The organism is Bradyrhizobium sp. 31Argb (assembly GCF_043638955.1).
In the GTDB taxonomy this organism is placed as follows: Bacteria; Pseudomonadota; Alphaproteobacteria; order Rhizobiales; family Xanthobacteraceae; genus Bradyrhizobium.
On record NZ_JBEGDB010000004.1, the window covers coordinates 56,594 to 72,417 of the forward strand.

The window sequence follows — 15,824 nt, forward strand, 5'->3', positions numbered from 1 at the left end:
TTTCTGCGCTGACATCATTTCAACACTTCGCAAACCGTCTGGTGTTCGGCAGCCATCGGCCTCGGATATTGGGCCGAGACGCGGCTCCACCACGCCTCCAGTGCATCGCGGTCGCAGCGGAGGCGGACGCTCATGCCGTCGGCGAACTTGATCCAATGGGCAAAGCGGTGGCTGGGCACGGCGATCACGACCGGGATATCCGCGCTGAGCGCACGCTCGACCAGGTAGCAAAGGCCTTTGCCCTCACATTCCTGCCGACCGAAGCGGTTGAGGATCAGCACGTCCGCGCCGCGATCGATCGCCGCCGCGATCCGCTCGCCAGCGTCGAGCAACTGGCCGACGTCGAGCCGGCAGCCGGCCGAGCAATTGCCGAGGTTCTGGAATAGCTGCAGCTCTTCGCCGCTATGGACCAGCATGGCGGACAGGCCGGCATCGAGGCAGTGATGGCCGAGCTGCACAATCCCGACGGCGCGATATCCGGCTCTGTTCAGGCTGGCCGCGAAATCGCGCAGGATCTCGTCGGGGTCCTGATGCTGCTCGTACACGAGCGCAGCAAGATCGCATTGGGAGTCGAACATGGCGGGCCTCATCTCCATTGGCGACGGGCCCCGGCCCGGGCTCCGTTATATCCGTCACTATATCACGTCCCGGCGGTTTCCGGCCATACCCGGGATGCGGCGCTGCGGGTCAAAAAAGACGGGCTGGACGACCGGGATCGCATCGATATATCCTTACGAATATAACGTATATTTGTTCGGAGCCTATGATGCAGATCGACCCGCAGGCCCTGACGACGTGCGAAGTCGCCGCCGACGGCGCCGTTTCGCTTGGCTTCGTCGATTCCGCCGGCAACCCCGCGACCCTGAGGCTTTCGCTCAACCAGGTCGGCACCCTGGTGATGACCTTGCCCGGATTGCTCGACAAGGCGCTGCAGCGCCGCTACGGCGACGGCAGCCTGCGCTACGCCTATCCGCTGGATTCCTGGATGGTCGAGCAATCGAGCGATCCGAGCGTGCGCATGGTGACGCTGCGGACAGTGGATGGGTTCAGCGTCTGCTTCTCCGTCCTCCGCGAGCAGCAGAGCCCGTTGGGGGAGGCGATCGCAGCCGAACCGCAGCCAAGTGTGACGCTGCGCGCAAACTGACGACGGCATCACGCCTTGCGGGAGATATCAGTCTGCAACGCCACCAGTTCCTTGCGCGCCGCGCTTGCCGCATCGCGCTCGATCTTGCGGTAGCGAGCGACCAGAGTGAGGCCGAACGGCGTCAGCACCGCGCCGCCGCCATTCTTGCCGCCGGTCTGCCGCTCGACCGCCGGGTGCCGACAGATGCGGTTGATCTCGTCGACCAGGTCCCACGCCCGCTTGTAGGACATCTCCATGGCGCGGCCGGCGGCCGAAATCGACCCGCAATCGCGGATATGCTCGAGCAACTGGATCTTGCCGGGCCCGATCCTCTCGTCGCTATCGAGATCGATGCGAACGCTCAAATGTGGAAGCGATTTGGCGCCCGGTTTTGACATGCAGAATCCGTTGGTTGCGTCTTATTCCCTAGAATGCCATTGAAGCCTTTCGCGGACAAGATGAGCACCGGCCGATAACGCCGCAGTCGGCGTCGGCCGGCGCGTCTCTCCTACACTACGGCAAGTCGTTCACGTCTTACTTTAGCGGAACTGGCACGATCGCGAATGGACCGGGATCCTTCCCCTTGTTGGGGCCGATCAGGTAGGACAGCTTGCCCTCGGCGATCCATCCGGTGTTGCCGACCTGGGTCACCGAAACAGGCTCGGCCAGACCATCCTTGATCACGTCGACCCTGGCCTCATCGCCCGTCACCGTGACCTTGTCGAGCCGGCCGGCGCCTTCGACCAGCAGGAAGTCGCCGCCAAACGCGCGCATCGCATCCGCATGATCCAGCGGACGGGATGGCTTCAGCTCGGTAATCTCCCCCGCCTTGCCATCCTTGACCGCGATCCTGAACAGTTTGGCGGGAATGAAGGTCGTGACGTAGAGATGGCCGTCCGATCCGACCGCGATGCCGTCGAGCCCGACCCCGTCCTTTGCCGGCGCCAGCAGCGGATCGGTCGCCCACACGTCGAGCGCCGTGCCGCCTGGCTTCAGGCTGTAGATATACGGGGCCAAGGAATCGGTGATGTAAGCGGTTCCGTCACCGCCGATCGCGATATCGTTGCAAAGCGATTTCGGATCCTTGAGCTGAAAGCTCGCCTTCGGGGCGCCGGTGGCGAGATCGAAGGTTTTCAGCCAGGCGCCCTTGGTCTCGCCCGGACCGGCAACGCCCGAACCGCTCAGGTCGTTGGAACAGACGTACAAGGTACGGCTCTTTTCGTCGGCGAGCACGCCGAGCACCGAACGGCTGCCGTTGGCGCCAGGCGAGATGAACTGCTCCGTTTTTCCGCCAGGCGCGGCCTTTATGACGCCGCCCAGGTTGAAGCTTCCGATATAGAGCGTGCCGTCGCTGGTGGCCGTAACGCTCTCCGGATGGCTCTTGTCGGGAACGCCGACCGGCGTCTCGGCATGCGCCATGCCGAGCATGAGCAATATCAACCCGGCCGCGCCGAGCGCCCATGCATTGTGGCTCTTGAGCAAGTCTCCCTGTCGCAGCGAGCACAGGGCAACGCTGTCATTCTGTTTCATGTTTTGGTTCCTGATGGACGTGGGGTGGACGAGGCAATGCCTCGAACGGACGATCATCGATCGATGATCGTTCACTGCGCGTCCTGCAGGACCGGAACTCCGTAGCTCTTCCGGCCCGGCTGTTCGCATCCGATATATAGCGCAACATACAACGATGCGAAAGCCGCCACCTTCTGCGGATCGCCTCGGCGATCTCGCCCTATCGCGCTTCAGGCGTCATTTGCGATTGAGAGCCTCGATGCCCGCCTGGCAGACGACAGCATCCTGCGCGCCTGCTCCTCCGCTGCATCCGATCGCGCCGATGACCTTGCCTTCGCTGATGATCGGTATGCCGCCCGGCGATGCGACCAGCGTCGGATCGAGCGTCATCACATAGGAATGGCCGGTCTCCGTCAGATCGAACATGCCCTTGGTGTCGCGCCGAAAGCGCGCGGCGGTGCGCGCCTTGTTCTGGGCGATGGTTGGCGATGCCAACATGGTGTCGTCCATTTTCACGAAATAAGTCAGGTCGCCCGACGGCGATACGACGGCGATGGCGATCTTCCACCCCCGCTTGGACGCTTCTGCAAACGCGGCGTCCACCGCTTGTCGGGCGAGATCCAACGAAATCGGCGTCCCATAGGGAATGTCGGCGGGCATCTTCTCGGGGACGCCGGGCGGCAGCGGCTGTGCCGATGCTGCTCCCGCGGGGATCACCGCGGCGCAGGCGATCATCCAGGTAGCGAAACCGTGACGGAAGAGGAAAGGGACAAAGGCAAACAGCCGTAACGCCAGGAAACCCAGATGGATCATGATAAAACCCAGTTGTGGCCGCAAGATCAAAGCACAACTTGAGGCTGATGCTCAAGTTGCCGAACGATCCCGCAGCCTGCGGCCGTGGCGCGTCCTTTCAAGGCCGATATCGTGATGCTAGTTTCGACGGCGGCAGGGAGCACCTGCTTCCTGCTTCATTCCGGACAGGAGGACGACATGCCTGAGAGCGTCTACAAGGTCATCGAACTGATCGGTACCAGCAGCGAATCCTGGGAAAAGGCCGCGGCCAACGCGGTCGGGCAAGCCGCAAAATCTCTCCGAGATCTTCGCGTCGCAGAGGTTGTCAAACTCGATCTGCAACTGGACGCCAAGGGGCAAGTCGAGGCCTATCGCGCCAAGCTTAACGTATCGTTCAAGTTCGAGGGCTCCTGACGTTTTCGCAACCTCGCCCCGCTCGCGGGGCGAGGTTGAACTTGATCGGAGTCCGCTTCCACACTGATCTCAATTCGAGGTTTCAGAATATCCAGTATCCCTCTCTTTTCGCTTACGAAATCCGCTGCGCCAATTCGATGGTTTTCGACCGAAAGCGATAACCATTTGATTACCGTGCACTGCAAACAACCTGCGCCCCCATCATTTGGGTAACGATCGATGACGTATTAAGGCCCCGATCCCATCTCGGCCCGGCGTCATGCTTCTCGACCAGTTTTCGATTCTCGTCGCAATCGGCTTCTCGGGCGCGTCCCTCGGACTCACGCTCTGCATGATGTGGGTGGTCGGGAAATCCGAGACCCACCTGCTGAGCTGGTCGATCGGCCTTGCCCTTATCGTCGCCGGAGTGGCGTTCTTTGGCAGTATCATTCAAAGGTACGATGCCAATTTGCTGCTGGTGTCCTTCGTGCTCCTGATGTCCGGCTTCGGATTGCTCTACGCGGGCTCAGCCAAATTTTGCTCAAGCCGGTTCAATTGGTTCACCGTATTCGCAGTTGTCGGCCTTGGCGTTCTGTCCACATCGGCCGCATTCGCGATGGGCTATTCCGGCACCGGGACGATCGCTGCAAATGTAGTGATCGGCATGCTGCTCCTTCTGACCGCTTTCCAATACTGGACGGCACGCGCCGAATCCCCGCTTCTGATGGCCGCCAATGCGACGCTCTATCTGATCGCCGCACTATCATTCGTCGCGTGTGGCTACGCGCTGGCCGAGCAAGGCCAATTCGTCCTGACCGCTCGTCCGTCCAATTGGGCCGAAGACATCAATTCCATCGTTGTGATCGCCGGATTGACCGGCATCGGCACATTGTCCCTCACCCTCAATCAGGCGCGGATCGCGAACCGGCATAAGTCGGAAGCCATGACGGACGCCTTGACCGGACTCTTAAATCGCCGAGCGCTGTTTGACGGTCCGCCCGGCCATGTCCCGGTTGGCACCGCCGTCGTGGCGATGGATCTGGACCACTTCAAGACCATCAACGATCGGTTCGGACACGATTCCGGCGACCGGACGTTGAAGGCCTTTGCCGAAATCATCGCCGCAAATGTCCGTTCAGACGATCTGGCCGCGCGAATTGGCGGCGAAGAGTTCTGCATCGTGATGTTGAACTCGAGTCCGAGGGCATCGGCAGCCGTTGCCGAGCGCATAAGAGCGCAGATCGAGGCGATGTCCGTCCCTACTCCTTTGGGCCCCATCCGGACAACCGTAAGCGGCGGAATTGCCCACGCCACCGGATCCGAAACGATCCAGTCGCTGTTGATCCGCGCGGATGAAGCTCTCTATGAGGCGAAGACCTCCGGCCGCAATCGCGTGAAGCTCTCCAACTTCGGATTGGCTGCCTAGGCTCTGCCGTCGCGGGCTCATACTTGAGCGATGCCCACCGCGGGCGGCAGGGCAGACAAAGGCTGGACACGTCGGCGACGTCGGCTTGTGACTTAAACCGGGCATTTCCACCCAAGAACGAACTCCGGCCGGAAAGTCGAGGTTTCGCTAGAGCCCGCCGTGACCGAATTGTGGCACGTGCGTCAAGTTGTCATTTCTACAGAAGGTTGAAAATGCCATCATTGGATGGCGCGAAGATCCATTCGCGTTCGCGTCTTGATCGTTCGTGCTCATTCTCATTGCAAACGGAGGGTACGTACTATGGAAAGCGCACGCAGGTACGCCTTAGCCTCTATCATCTTTGCATTTGCCCCGTCTGCTTTTGCCGCCGAGCTACCAAAGGAAGGCAACTTCGACTTCACTGCATGCTGGTCGGGCACGAGTAATACCATCTCATTTTCCAAGACCCACACTGCGCTAAGCTATGAGCAGACAGGTTCTATTCGAAGCAATCCTCCGGGCGGAATTTTCGATAAGGAAACATTCCGGTGCGTAGGGATGAATGCCTCTCTTGGCGGGAAGATTACCGGCACCACCGTCTGTGAGGCTACTGACGGGGACGGCAATAAGCGACTTTCGTACTTCTCAATTGCAGATGGAAAAGTAACCAGGGAGTCTGTTGCGGGCACTGGGAAGTACGAGGGTATGGTCACGAACGCCACGGTGCAACCGCTCGGACCTTTCCCAGTTGTCAAGGAGGGGACGTTCCAAGACTGCAATCACCAGACTGGTACCTACAAATTGAAGTGATACTGCACTTTGTGTGCGAGGGCCGCTTTTGAGCGGCCCTCTTCGTTGCCAGAGTCCGATTGCGACCCCGAGCCGAATAGCGCTTAAGCCGCTGGCATGTCGGCTGCCAGCGGCAGACCGGGCGCCGCTTCATGCTCGCATGCACGGACGCATTTGACCCTCAGCCGGTCCTCATGGCACCGGCGCTGTGTCGCTGTGCTAGCGAGCCCGGGCGCTACACTTATTTTCTGAACAACTGCTTTGACGGGGCGTCGAACCTGGCTACGGGCCGATCCATCTGCCAGAGCTCCACATCATGGCTGTCGACAAGACGCTCGGCGGATTTGATGGCTGTGTCATCATCGACACAATCTATCCGAACCACTCCAATCGATCGGCCGTGCAGCCCAACGATGTATGCATGATAGACCGTCATCTTGGCCTCCAAGCAGCGCGAACGCCGCGCGGGTGAATTTGCCGGCCCCGACGCTCGAAGCGGACAATCATCTTCTGTCCTTATCGCCATGGCGGAACCGAACGCTTGCCCAGAGGTGAATGGCAAGGCGTGTAAATTCCATGGGGATCGCCTTGTCCTTTTATAAAGGCCACATAAGGCTGTCCGGCCCAGATCGGCCTTTTCTGACGACCGCGTCAGATCATGCGTGCGACGAGCGGAATTCTTCGCAGCAGGATGGTCGCGCCCCAACTGATGAACAGCGTGCCGAGGAAGACGATCGCGAATTTGACGAACACGGGCAACGGCGGATCATAGACGAGATATTGCAGCCAGATCAGCGGAACGAAATGCACGAGATAAATGCCGTAGGCCGAAGGCCGCATCGCATCGAGGAACCGAAATCGTGATCGCGCAAAGCGCAGGAACAGCGTGGGCACCGTGAAGGTCATCGCCGCGTTGAACATGGCAAACGCCAAGCCATAGGCGATCTGCCACCACAGCGGCGGTGAACGGAAGTCCGGCAGCACGCTATGATGGACGTAGACCAGAAGCAGGATGACGCCGTAGAACGCGAGCCCGCAAGCGAGCCACAGCATCCAGCGCTTCGCCACATCCCGGCCCTCCGCCAGTATCCCGCCTCTCAGGCTGATGGCGCCGACCGCGACGCCGGTGAAGAAGTAGCCGGTGTAAAGCAGGATGCGGCTGGTCTGGATCGGCAGCGGATAATGGCCGGGCACGAACCAGGCGGAATCGCCGAACTCCAGGTGGAGCGGCAGGTAGATGATGATCGAGAAGATCAGGAATAAGGCGAAGGCCGCCATCGGCTGCTGACGGAAGCCGTCGACGAGTTGCCCAAGCGCTGGGATCGCGCGAGGTGCCACGGCCCCAATCAACGCGGCGATCGCGTCCAGCGCGAGCAGCACCCACAGGAACCAGGCCGACCCCGACGACCACGGGCCGACCGTGACCATGTGCCAATAGAACTGCGGGAAACTAAGCTCCGTCACGTGGTAGCGGTAGTAGGCAATCGGCATGAGCACGAAGATCGACACCAGGTACGGGATGCCCAGCCGCCACGCGCGGCTACCGAGGAAGTTGGCCGGCCCCCTGCGCGCCAGGCTGTCGTGCACGAACAGGCCCGAGATGAAGAACATGCAGGCCATGAAGAAGCTGTCGTTGAACAGCGCGATCAGATCGAAGCCGAGCCATCGCATCCGATCGCCGCCGATGCCGAAATAGGTGTAGTTGATCACGCCGTGATACAGGACCACCAGGAAGGTGATGAAGGTGCGCGCGCGGTCGAGCGGAACGATGCGTGTCCCGGTCGTCCCGGCCAGCCCGGTGGCATGGGATTTCTTGAGCATCGGCCCCTGCGTGTCGCAATGATGCTGCATCGCTGCCGCGGTAAGCCATCGCAGCGACACAACCATACACTGTCGCTACGGGAATCCGATCAGCTACCGCGACGCGATCCGTTCACGCCCGCTTGATCGGCTGCGGGGTTCGGAATTCTCAGCCCGCGAAATTTTTCTGAATCGCACGATCGAGTGTTTCGCTGCCAAGAAAACGCGTCCGCAATTCCCGCTTCAGCAATTTGCCGCTCGGATTCTTGGGCAGGCTGTTGACGAAGAGCACGCGCTTCGGCACCTTGAAGTGCGCCATCTGGCCGGCACAGTGCTTGATGACGGTCTCCTCATCCAGCGTTTCGCCAGTCTTCACCACCACGATCGCGGTCACCGCCTCGATCCAGCGCGGGTCCGGCAAGCCAACCACCGCGACTTCGGAGACCGCCGGCAGGCGATAGACCATCTCCTCGACCTCGCGGCTTGCGACATTCTCGCCGCCGGTCTTGATCATGTCCTTGACGCGGTCGACCACGGTGACGTGCCCCTCGGCATCGACGGTCGCGAGATCTCCGCTATGGAACCAGCCGCCGGCAAAGGCCGCTTCAGTCTTGGCGGGATCGTTGTAATAGCCGGACAGCAGATGCGGCGAGCGGTGCACGATCTCGCCGACCTCGCCCACCTTGACGTCCTCCATGTCGGCATTCACCACGCGCGTCTCGACATTGAGTGCGGGCTTGCCGGCCGATCCTGCCTTGCGCAATTGATCCTCGGGCTTCAGCACGGTCGCGAGTGGCGCGATCTCGGTCTGGCCGTAGAAATTCCAGAACTTCACACCCGGCAGGCGCCGCTGCAATTCGAGCAGCACCTCCACCGGCATGATGGATGCGCCGTAATAGCCCTTTTGCAGGCTCGAAAGATCGGTCTTGTCGAAGGCCGGCGAGCGCAGCATCGCGATCCAGATCGTCGGCGGCGCAAAGAAGGCGTTGATCCTGTGGGCCGCGATCAGCGCGAGGATGTGATCAGGCACCGGCTTTCCGGTGAGCACGTTGGTGGCGCCGAGATAGATGCCGGGCCCGAGGAAGACGTCGAGCTGCGCGCAGTGGTAGAGCGGCAGCGCGTGCAGGATGGTGTCCTCGGCCGCCATGCCGCCATCGATGATGCAGCTCACATATTGCCACATCACCGCTTCATGGGTGAGGACGGCGCCCTTAGGCAGCGACTCCGTGCCGCTGGTATAGATGATCTGCGCGACGTCGCGGCTGTCGACGGAAGCCTCTAACGGCGAAGCGTCGGCGGCAAGCAGGTCCGCAAAGGTCGTGATGTCCTTCGGCGCACCGGCGTCCTCGCCCGGAAGCCAGATCAATTTCTCGACCTTCGTGCCCTTGGCGGTCGCGGCGCGACCGGCCCCGACGAGATCGGGGCCGACGGCGAGCAACTTCGCGCCCGAATTGGACAGGATGAAATTGATCTCGTCCGGGTTCAGCATGAAATTGATCGGCACCATGATCGCGCCAATCCTGGCGAGCGCAAAGCGCAGCGCCGCAAAGGCGTGCGAGTTGCGCGACAGCACCGCGACGCGGTCGCCCTTCGTCACCCCGAGACCGCCGAGGCCGCGGCCGAGGCGGTTGCAGATCGCGTCCATCTCCGCATAGGTCCAGCTCACATCGCCGCAGATCAACGCCGTCTTGTCGGGATAGCGCCGGGCCGAGCGGCGCAAGAGATCGCCAATGCTTTGCTCGCGCGCCTTCTGGATGGTCGTGGTGATGTCCGCGGTCATTTTTCCCTCCCTGAACGTCCGCTGTTTGTTTCTGTTTCGGACGATGCGTTTTCGGTTCTATTTGCGCCGAACCGCCTGTGCATGCTCCATGTACATGTGTTCGACCGACCGGTCGAGCGAAGCGATCCGCTCGAAGCCGCGGCGCCAGTCCTGCAAATGACGCCGCGTCCACTGCACGCCCGCCGCCTTGTCGCGCCGCCGGATCGCTTCGAGCAGATGGCGATGCGCCTCGACCAGGCGTGAGGCGCCCTGCGCGACATGGCTCACGATCATCTCGGTGGTCGGAAAGAACAATTGCGCGGCCGGCTCGCGCGCGAGCTGCAGCACGCGATTGTGCGAGGCTTTTGCCAGCAGCACGTGGAAATCCGCATCGCACTCGGCGAGCGCTGCGGGATCGGCGATCACCTGCTCGCTTCGCGCCAGATTGTCGGCGAGCTCGGCAATGTCCTCTTCCGTGGCCCGTTCGACCGCGCATTCCGTGCTCGCGATCTCGAGCGTCAGCGACACCTCGAACAATTCGCGGAACGTGACTTCGTGGAGCACCAATGCGCGGCTCAGGCGCGTCGCGAGCTTGTTGTAGCGCGGCAGGCAGGCCTGCAGGCGGCGGCTGGAATCGCGCCGCAGCAGCCCGCCTTCCTCCAGCACCCGGATGCCCTCGCGCACCGTCGAGCGGTTGACGCCGAATTGCCGCACCAGTTCGAGCTCGGTCCCGATCGGGTCTCCCGGCTTGATGCGGCCGCTGACGATCTCGCGCTCGATCGCATCCGCCACCTTCTGGTAAGCGGGCGCGACGTCGATCCGTCGAAACAGCGGGGAAGCGGGCAAAGGCGACCTCAATGTCGGTTGTCCGACAAAGTATCCCGGCGGCGGCGGTGCGTCAATTCGGCCCGCGTGTCGACAGCGATTGACTTCGACGGAACCCAAATCTACTTTGTCCGACAAACTGATAAAAACACGGAGGAGACCCCATGAAGCCCATCGCAAGGATGGTGTCGACGGCTTGCCTGTTGTCGGCGCTATTGATCGTATCAGCATCCGCGCAGCAGCCAGCCGCGACGCCGCTCAAGATCGGCGTGCTCACCGATTTCTCGTCGGTTTATTCCGACATCGGCGGCGCGGGAAATGTCGAAGCGACCAAGATGGCGATCGAGGAATTCGGCGGCACCATGTTCGGCAAGCCGATCGAGATCGTTTCCGCCGACGTGCTGAACAAGCCTGATATCGCGGCGACCATGGCCCGCAAATGGTGGGAGAACGAAGGCGTCGACATGATCATCGATTTGCCGACCTCCGCCACCGCGCTCGCGGTGATGGAATTGTCCAAGCAACACGAAAAGATCATGATCGTCACGGACGCCGCGAGCTCCGACATCACCGGCAAATCCTGCGGTCCCTATGTGGCGCACTGGACCTACGACACTTATTCCAACGCCCACACGGTAGGCAGCGCCATCGTGAAGAACGGCGGCGATAGCTGGTTCTTCATCACCGCGGACTATCTGTTCGGCCATTCGATCGAGCACGACACCGGCGATGTCGTGAAGGCCGCCGGCGGCAAGGTGCTCGGCAGCGTCAGGCATCCGCTCAACACGCCGGATTTCTCCTCCTTCCTGCTGCAGGCACAGGCGTCCAAGGCCAAGATCATCGGGCTGGCCAATGGTGGCGGCGACACCATCAACACGATCAAGCAGGCCGGCGAATTCGGCATCGTCGCCGGCGGCCAGAACCTGGCGGCGATCGTGATGTTCATCTCGGACGTGCACAGCCTCGGGCTGAAGCTCGCGCAGGGGCTGATCGTCACCGAGGCCTACTACTGGGACCTCAACGACAGGACCCGCGCCTTCGGCAAGCGCTTCTTCGAGCGCATGAAGCGGATGCCGACGATGAACCAGGCCGCCACTTACAGCGCCACACTACACTATCTCAAGGCGGTACAGGCCGCCGGCACCAAAGAAACAAAACCCGTGATGGCGAAGATGCGCGAAATGCCGGTGCGCGACGCCTTCACCGACAACGGCGTGCTGCGCGCCGACGGCCGCATGGTGCACAGCATGTTCCTGTTCGAGGTCAAGAAGCCCGAGGAATCCAAGGCGCCCTGGGACTATTACAAGGTGCTGGCCGAGGTCCCCGGCGACCAGGCCTTCCGCCCGCTGAAGGACGGCGGCTGCCCGCTGGTGAAGTGAACGAGCGCCCTTCCCGCACATTGTAGGGTGGGCAAAGCGAAGCGTGCCCACCATCTCGAGCGGAGTGCCTGAAGGTGGGCACGCTACGCTTTGCCCACCCTACAAAGCCTGGCTCATGCCTTGCCGTAGTCGTAAAAGCCCCTGCCGCTCTTGCGGCCGAGATAGCCGGCGTCGACCATCTCCTTGAGCAGTGGCGCTGCGCGATATTTCGGATCGTTGAAACCCTTGTAGAACACGTCCATCACCGACAGCATGGTGTCGAGCCCGATCAGGTCAGCGAGCGCCAGCGGGCCGATTGGGTGGTTGCAGCCGAGCTTCATACCGGCGTCGATCTCCTCGGCGGTGGCAATGCCCTCCTGCAGCGCGAAGATCGCCTCGTTGATCATCGGGCACAGGATGCGGTTGACCGCGAAGCCGGGGCTGTTCTTGGCAGTGATCGCGACCTTGCCGACGCGTTTTGCGAACGCTTCCGCCTTGGCCAGCGTATCGTCCGAGGTCTGCAGGCCGCGGATCAATTCGAGCAGCGCCATCACCGGCACCGGGTTGAAGAAGTGCATGCCGATGAAACGGTCGGGCCGGTCGGTCGCGGTGGCAAGCTTGGTGATGGAAATCGAAGACGTATTGGTGGCGATCACCGCCCGCGGGTTCAGAGTCGCGCTGAGATCCTTCAGGATCTTGAGCTTCAATTCCTCGTTCTCGGTCGCCGCCTCGATCACGAGGTCGCAGGCTGCAAGCTTGGCCTTGTCGGTGGTCGCATTGATGCGCCCCAGCGCAGCGTTCTTGTCGGCCCCGGTCATCTTCTCCTTCTTGACCAAGCGGTCCAGGCTGCTGCCGACGGTCGCCAGCCCGCGCTGCACGGCGGCATCCGAGATATCGACCATCACCACCTGAAGCCCGGCGGCGGCACTGACCTGGGCGATGCCGTTGCCCATAGTGCCCGCCCCGATGATGCCAACGGTTTCGATCATTGCTCGTATCCTTCTCGCAAAACGCGCTGGCGTTGCGCCGGCGCACAATAGACGGTCGCGGCGACCAGCCGGCCGCCGCCGCTGCCTATGGTTAGCAGGGCCTCGCGTTCAAGGATACGGTGCAGTTTAGCCAGCCGGCGCTACCTGCGCCGGCTCAGTTGGGACGACGAACGTTCCCCGCTCAGCAGCAGCAGGGCCCGCGGAGTTGGAGCTCGGTCTGGTCGGGCTTCGGCTCGAGGGAGTCGATCGTATAGGTATTGGCGCAATATTCGCGATGATGCAGGGCCGCGGTTCCGGCCTCGAGCTCGCTGTTGCAGCGGGACTTCTCGATGCAGAGCGCGCACACCCGCCTCATGTCGTGCAGCACGCCCGGCTCTTGGCGCTTGATGGCAACTTCGTCGATCCCGAGCGCCTTCAGCATCTTCGGCAATTCGTCGGCACCATGGCGCCCCCGGCAACCAGCGTCTCGAGCTGGGCCGGCGAGATGCGGAGATCGTGCGCGACGGAACAGGCCTCGGCGGGGCCGAGGCTGCGAATTTCGCCGACGTCGCGGAACCGTTCGACGAAGCCCGTAAGCTTGCCGATCAGCCTGCCCGCAATCGATTCCGTACCTGTTGCCGATGCCATGGCACCCTCCCGCAGTTTTTCATCAGGTTCACTATCGGGCCGCGCGAAGCCACCGTCATTGCGCCAGATCAAACGCCACGATGCGCGGTCGACGGCCCCGGGGTTGTTGGCGTCTCGTCATCGTCGGAGATCGCCCGCCAGGCGGCGCCCTCGAGATCATCGTACTGGCCGTTCTTCAACGACCAGAGGAATCCGAGCAATCCAAACAGGCCGAGCAGCAGCGCCAGCGGCACCAGGAACGCGATCACTTCCATCACACCACCTCCTGCCGCACCCGACGTCCGCGCAGCGCGTTCAGCATCACCAGGATCGAGGAGCCCGACATCGCCGCGGCCGCGATCAGCGGCGTGACGAAGCCCAGGATCGCGATCGGCACGGCGAGGAAATTGTAGCCGACGGCGAGATAGAGGTTCTGCCGCATCAGCCGCAGCGCTTTCCGCGAATAGTCGATGGCCGCGATCACCGGCGCCAGCGGCTTGCCGAGGAAGACGAGATCGGCGGTCGCCTGACTCAGATGCGCGGCCGAGATCGGCGACATCGACACATGCGCGGCTGCAAGTGATGGCGCATCGTTCAAGCCGTCGCCGACCATCATCACCTTGACGCCCTGCCGTTTCAATTCCTCGATGCGCGCGATCTTGTCTGATGGCGTCACGCCGGCGCGCCATTCCGGTATGCCAAGCGTCTCGGCCGCGGCCCGCACCGCGGGCTCGCGATCTCCCGACAAGATTTCGACCGCGATGCCGCGCCGCTGCAGCGCCGCGACGGTTTCGCGCGCGTCCGGCCGCAAGCCTTGGCGAACCGCGAACACGTATCGCTGTTCGCCGCGGGCAAAGGCGACCACTGACGCCTCGGGATCGCGGCGCAGGATCTCCTCAGCGAGATCCTCTGCGTTGCAGAACGAGGGACGGCCGAGCCTGACCTCTTCGCCGCCGAAGCTGCCGCGCACCCCCTGCCCCGGCTCTTCCGTGACGCCAGGCAGCGGCGATTTTGCGCGAGCCGCGCGCGCCAGCGCTGCGGCGACCGGATGGTGACTTGCCAGCGCGAGCCGGCCTGCCAGTTCGAACACATCCGCCGGCACGGAAGCGGAATTCACCACATCCAGTTCGGGCAACGTCAGCGTTCCCGTCTTGTCGAAGATGACGTGGTCGACCTCGGCGACGCGCTCGATGGCATCGCCCGAATTGATCAGCACGCCGGCGCGGAACATCGCGCCCGCGACGATCGTCTGCACCGTCGGGATCGCCAGCCCCAGCGCGCAGGGACAGGTGATGATGAGCACCGCGATCGCGGTGATGACGGAATCGTGCAAGCTCGCGCCCGCGATCAGCCAGCCGATCATGGTCAAGAGAGCGGTCGCATGCACCAGCGGCGCATAGAGCCGCGACGCACGATCGGCGAGTTGCACATAGCGCGAGCGCGCCTGCACGGCGTGATCGAGCAAGCGCTGGATCTCCGCCAAGAGCGTGCCTTCGGCCGCCGCCGAGACGCGGATGCGCAGCGCGCCGGAGATGTTGAGCGAGCCGGCATAGACCGCGCTGCCCGCCTCGACCGCCGCATGCCGCGTCTCGCCGGTGATCAGGCTCTGGTCGATCTCGGACCGGCCGTCGATCACGGTGCCGTCAACCGCAGAGCGCTCGCCCGGCCGCAACAGCACCATATCGCCGGCCGTAATCGCTGCCGCCGGCACCACCGAAATCTCGTCGGGTCCGACGAATTTCGTCGCGGTCTCAGCCTTGAGCGCGGCGAGATTGCCGGCGACCGCCCGGGTACGCCGCCGCATGCTCTGGTCGAGATAGCGTCCGACCAGGAGGAAGGTGAGCAGCATGATCGCCGCATCGAAATAAGCGTGCTCGGCATGTCCGATGGTCTCGATAACAGACATCGCCAGCGCCAGGATCACGCCGATGCTGATCGGCACGTCCATGTTGACATTGCCCGTGCGCAGCGCGTTGAACGCCGAGCGGAAGAAAGGCTGGCCGGCATACGCGGCTGCCGGCAGTGCGATCAGCGCCGACATCCAGTGGAAGAAATCGCGCTGCTCCGGCAGCATGTCGCTGACATTGCCGGACCACACCGGGATCGACAGCATCATCACGTTCATGGTCGCGAATGCCGCAACGCCGAGGCAGCGGAGCAGGAAGCGCGAATTCTCCACCTCGGCGGCTTCCGCGCTCATCGTCTCGAACGGATAGGCCTTGTAGCCGAGCTCGGCGAGCCGATCGATGAAGCGCGCCGGATCGAGCGCGCCCTCCTTCCATTCCAGCGCCACGCGGCGGTCGGTGAGGTTGACGCGCGCCAAGGTCACATGGGGAATCGCCGAAAGCCCGCGCTCGATCTTCGACATGCAGCCGGCACAGCTCACGCCCTCGACCGCGAGGTCGATATGCGCCAGTCCCGAGCCGAGATGTTTGACGTAGTGCGAAAAGTCCCGTGTCGCCTGCATCACGCCCTC

General features: G+C 62.6%; 17 protein-coding genes. 5 read left to right on the forward strand and 12 right to left on the reverse strand.

The window, feature by feature from the left end:
- Positions 1–14: 14 nt before the first annotated feature.
- Positions 15–578, reverse strand: coding sequence for a DUF2478 domain-containing protein (locus tag AAFX91_RS01500; protein ID WP_130576768.1), 564 nt, complete (start codon positions 576–578; stop codon positions 15–17).
- 188 nt (positions 579–766) lie between these two features.
- On the opposite strand from AAFX91_RS01500, the gene AAFX91_RS01505 reads away from it, so the two are divergent.
- Complete coding sequence (locus tag AAFX91_RS01505; RefSeq protein ID WP_130576769.1) at positions 767–1,144, forward strand: hypothetical protein; 378 nt, start codon at positions 767–769, stop codon at positions 1,142–1,144.
- 8 nt (positions 1,145–1,152) lie between these two features.
- Here AAFX91_RS01505 and AAFX91_RS01510 read toward each other — a convergent pair whose 3' ends face one another.
- The 3 genes from AAFX91_RS01510 to AAFX91_RS01520 form a co-directional block, all read right to left on the reverse strand.
- Entirely contained in the window at positions 1,153–1,521 is a 369-nt protein-coding gene (locus AAFX91_RS01510) for a winged helix-turn-helix domain-containing protein (RefSeq protein ID WP_130576770.1), read from the reverse strand.
- Positions 1,522–1,657: 136 nt separating this feature from the next.
- Positions 1,658–2,653: a hypothetical protein gene (locus AAFX91_RS01515; protein ID WP_130583105.1), complete on the reverse strand. Its 996-nt coding sequence runs from the start codon at positions 2,651–2,653 to the stop codon at positions 1,658–1,660.
- Positions 2,654–2,869: 216 nt separating this feature from the next.
- A complete protein-coding gene (locus tag AAFX91_RS01520; RefSeq protein ID WP_245476727.1) occupies positions 2,870–3,445 on the reverse strand; it encodes a heme-binding protein in 576 nt (191 codons plus the stop codon).
- 177 nt (positions 3,446–3,622) lie between these two features.
- Here AAFX91_RS01520 and AAFX91_RS01525 point away from each other — a divergent pair, with 177 nt between their 5' ends.
- The 3 genes from AAFX91_RS01525 (at position 3,623) to AAFX91_RS01535 (ending at position 6,032) form a co-directional block, all read left to right on the forward strand.
- Positions 3,623–3,838 carry a dodecin family protein gene (locus AAFX91_RS01525; RefSeq protein WP_130583104.1) on the forward strand — a complete coding sequence of 72 codons (216 nt, stop codon included), beginning with the start codon at positions 3,623–3,625 and terminating at the stop codon, positions 3,836–3,838.
- Between the two features lie 259 nt (positions 3,839–4,097).
- Entirely contained in the window at positions 4,098–5,243 is a 1,146-nt protein-coding gene (locus tag AAFX91_RS01530) for a GGDEF domain-containing protein (RefSeq protein WP_394565347.1), read from the forward strand.
- 300 nt (positions 5,244–5,543) lie between these two features.
- Entirely contained in the window at positions 5,544–6,032 is a 489-nt protein-coding gene (locus AAFX91_RS01535; protein ID WP_130583102.1) for a hypothetical protein, read from the forward strand.
- A gap of 630 nt (positions 6,033–6,662) precedes the next feature.
- Here the strand turns inward: AAFX91_RS01535 and AAFX91_RS01540 are convergent.
- From AAFX91_RS01540 to AAFX91_RS01550, 3 genes are all read right to left on the reverse strand, one after another.
- Positions 6,663–7,832 carry an acyltransferase gene (locus AAFX91_RS01540; protein ID WP_130583100.1) on the reverse strand — a complete coding sequence of 390 codons (1,170 nt, stop codon included), beginning with the start codon at positions 7,830–7,832 and terminating at the stop codon, positions 6,663–6,665.
- Positions 7,833–7,980: 148 nt separating this feature from the next.
- Positions 7,981–9,591 carry an acyl-CoA synthetase gene (locus AAFX91_RS01545; RefSeq protein WP_394565348.1) on the reverse strand — a complete coding sequence of 537 codons (1,611 nt, stop codon included), beginning with the start codon at positions 9,589–9,591 and terminating at the stop codon, positions 7,981–7,983.
- Between the two features lie 57 nt (positions 9,592–9,648).
- Positions 9,649–10,416 (reverse strand): FadR/GntR family transcriptional regulator, encoded by a 768-nt coding sequence (locus AAFX91_RS01550; RefSeq protein ID WP_130583098.1) that lies wholly within the window; start codon positions 10,414–10,416, stop codon positions 9,649–9,651.
- A 143-nt stretch (positions 10,417–10,559) separates the two neighbouring features.
- On the opposite strand from AAFX91_RS01550, the gene AAFX91_RS01555 reads away from it, so the two are divergent.
- Positions 10,560–11,774 carry an ABC transporter substrate-binding protein gene (locus AAFX91_RS01555; protein WP_394565349.1) on the forward strand — a complete coding sequence of 405 codons (1,215 nt, stop codon included), beginning with the start codon at positions 10,560–10,562 and terminating at the stop codon, positions 11,772–11,774.
- Between the two features lie 113 nt (positions 11,775–11,887).
- Here AAFX91_RS01555 and AAFX91_RS01560 read toward each other — a convergent pair whose 3' ends face one another.
- The 5 genes from AAFX91_RS01560 to AAFX91_RS01580 form a co-directional block, all read right to left on the reverse strand.
- Positions 11,888–12,742: a 3-hydroxybutyryl-CoA dehydrogenase gene (locus AAFX91_RS01560; protein ID WP_394565350.1), complete on the reverse strand. Its 855-nt coding sequence runs from the start codon at positions 12,740–12,742 to the stop codon at positions 11,888–11,890.
- Positions 12,743–12,923: 181 nt separating this feature from the next.
- Complete coding sequence (locus tag AAFX91_RS01565) at positions 12,924–13,163, reverse strand: hypothetical protein (RefSeq protein WP_394565351.1); 240 nt, start codon at positions 13,161–13,163, stop codon at positions 12,924–12,926.
- Positions 13,157–13,369 (reverse strand): hypothetical protein, encoded by a 213-nt coding sequence (locus tag AAFX91_RS01570; protein WP_394565352.1) that lies wholly within the window; start codon positions 13,367–13,369, stop codon positions 13,157–13,159. Before AAFX91_RS01570 ends, AAFX91_RS01565 begins: the two co-directional genes overlap by 7 nt.
- A gap of 68 nt (positions 13,370–13,437) precedes the next feature.
- Positions 13,438–13,623, reverse strand: a complete 186-nt coding sequence (gene ccoS / locus AAFX91_RS01575) for a cbb3-type cytochrome oxidase assembly protein CcoS (RefSeq protein ID WP_130581912.1) — start codon at positions 13,621–13,623, stop codon at positions 13,438–13,440.
- Positions 13,623–15,815, reverse strand: a complete 2,193-nt coding sequence (locus AAFX91_RS01580) for a cation-translocating P-type ATPase (RefSeq protein ID WP_394565353.1) — start codon at positions 15,813–15,815, stop codon at positions 13,623–13,625. Before AAFX91_RS01580 ends, ccoS begins: the two co-directional genes overlap by 1 nt.
- Positions 15,816–15,824: the final 9 nt, after the last annotated feature.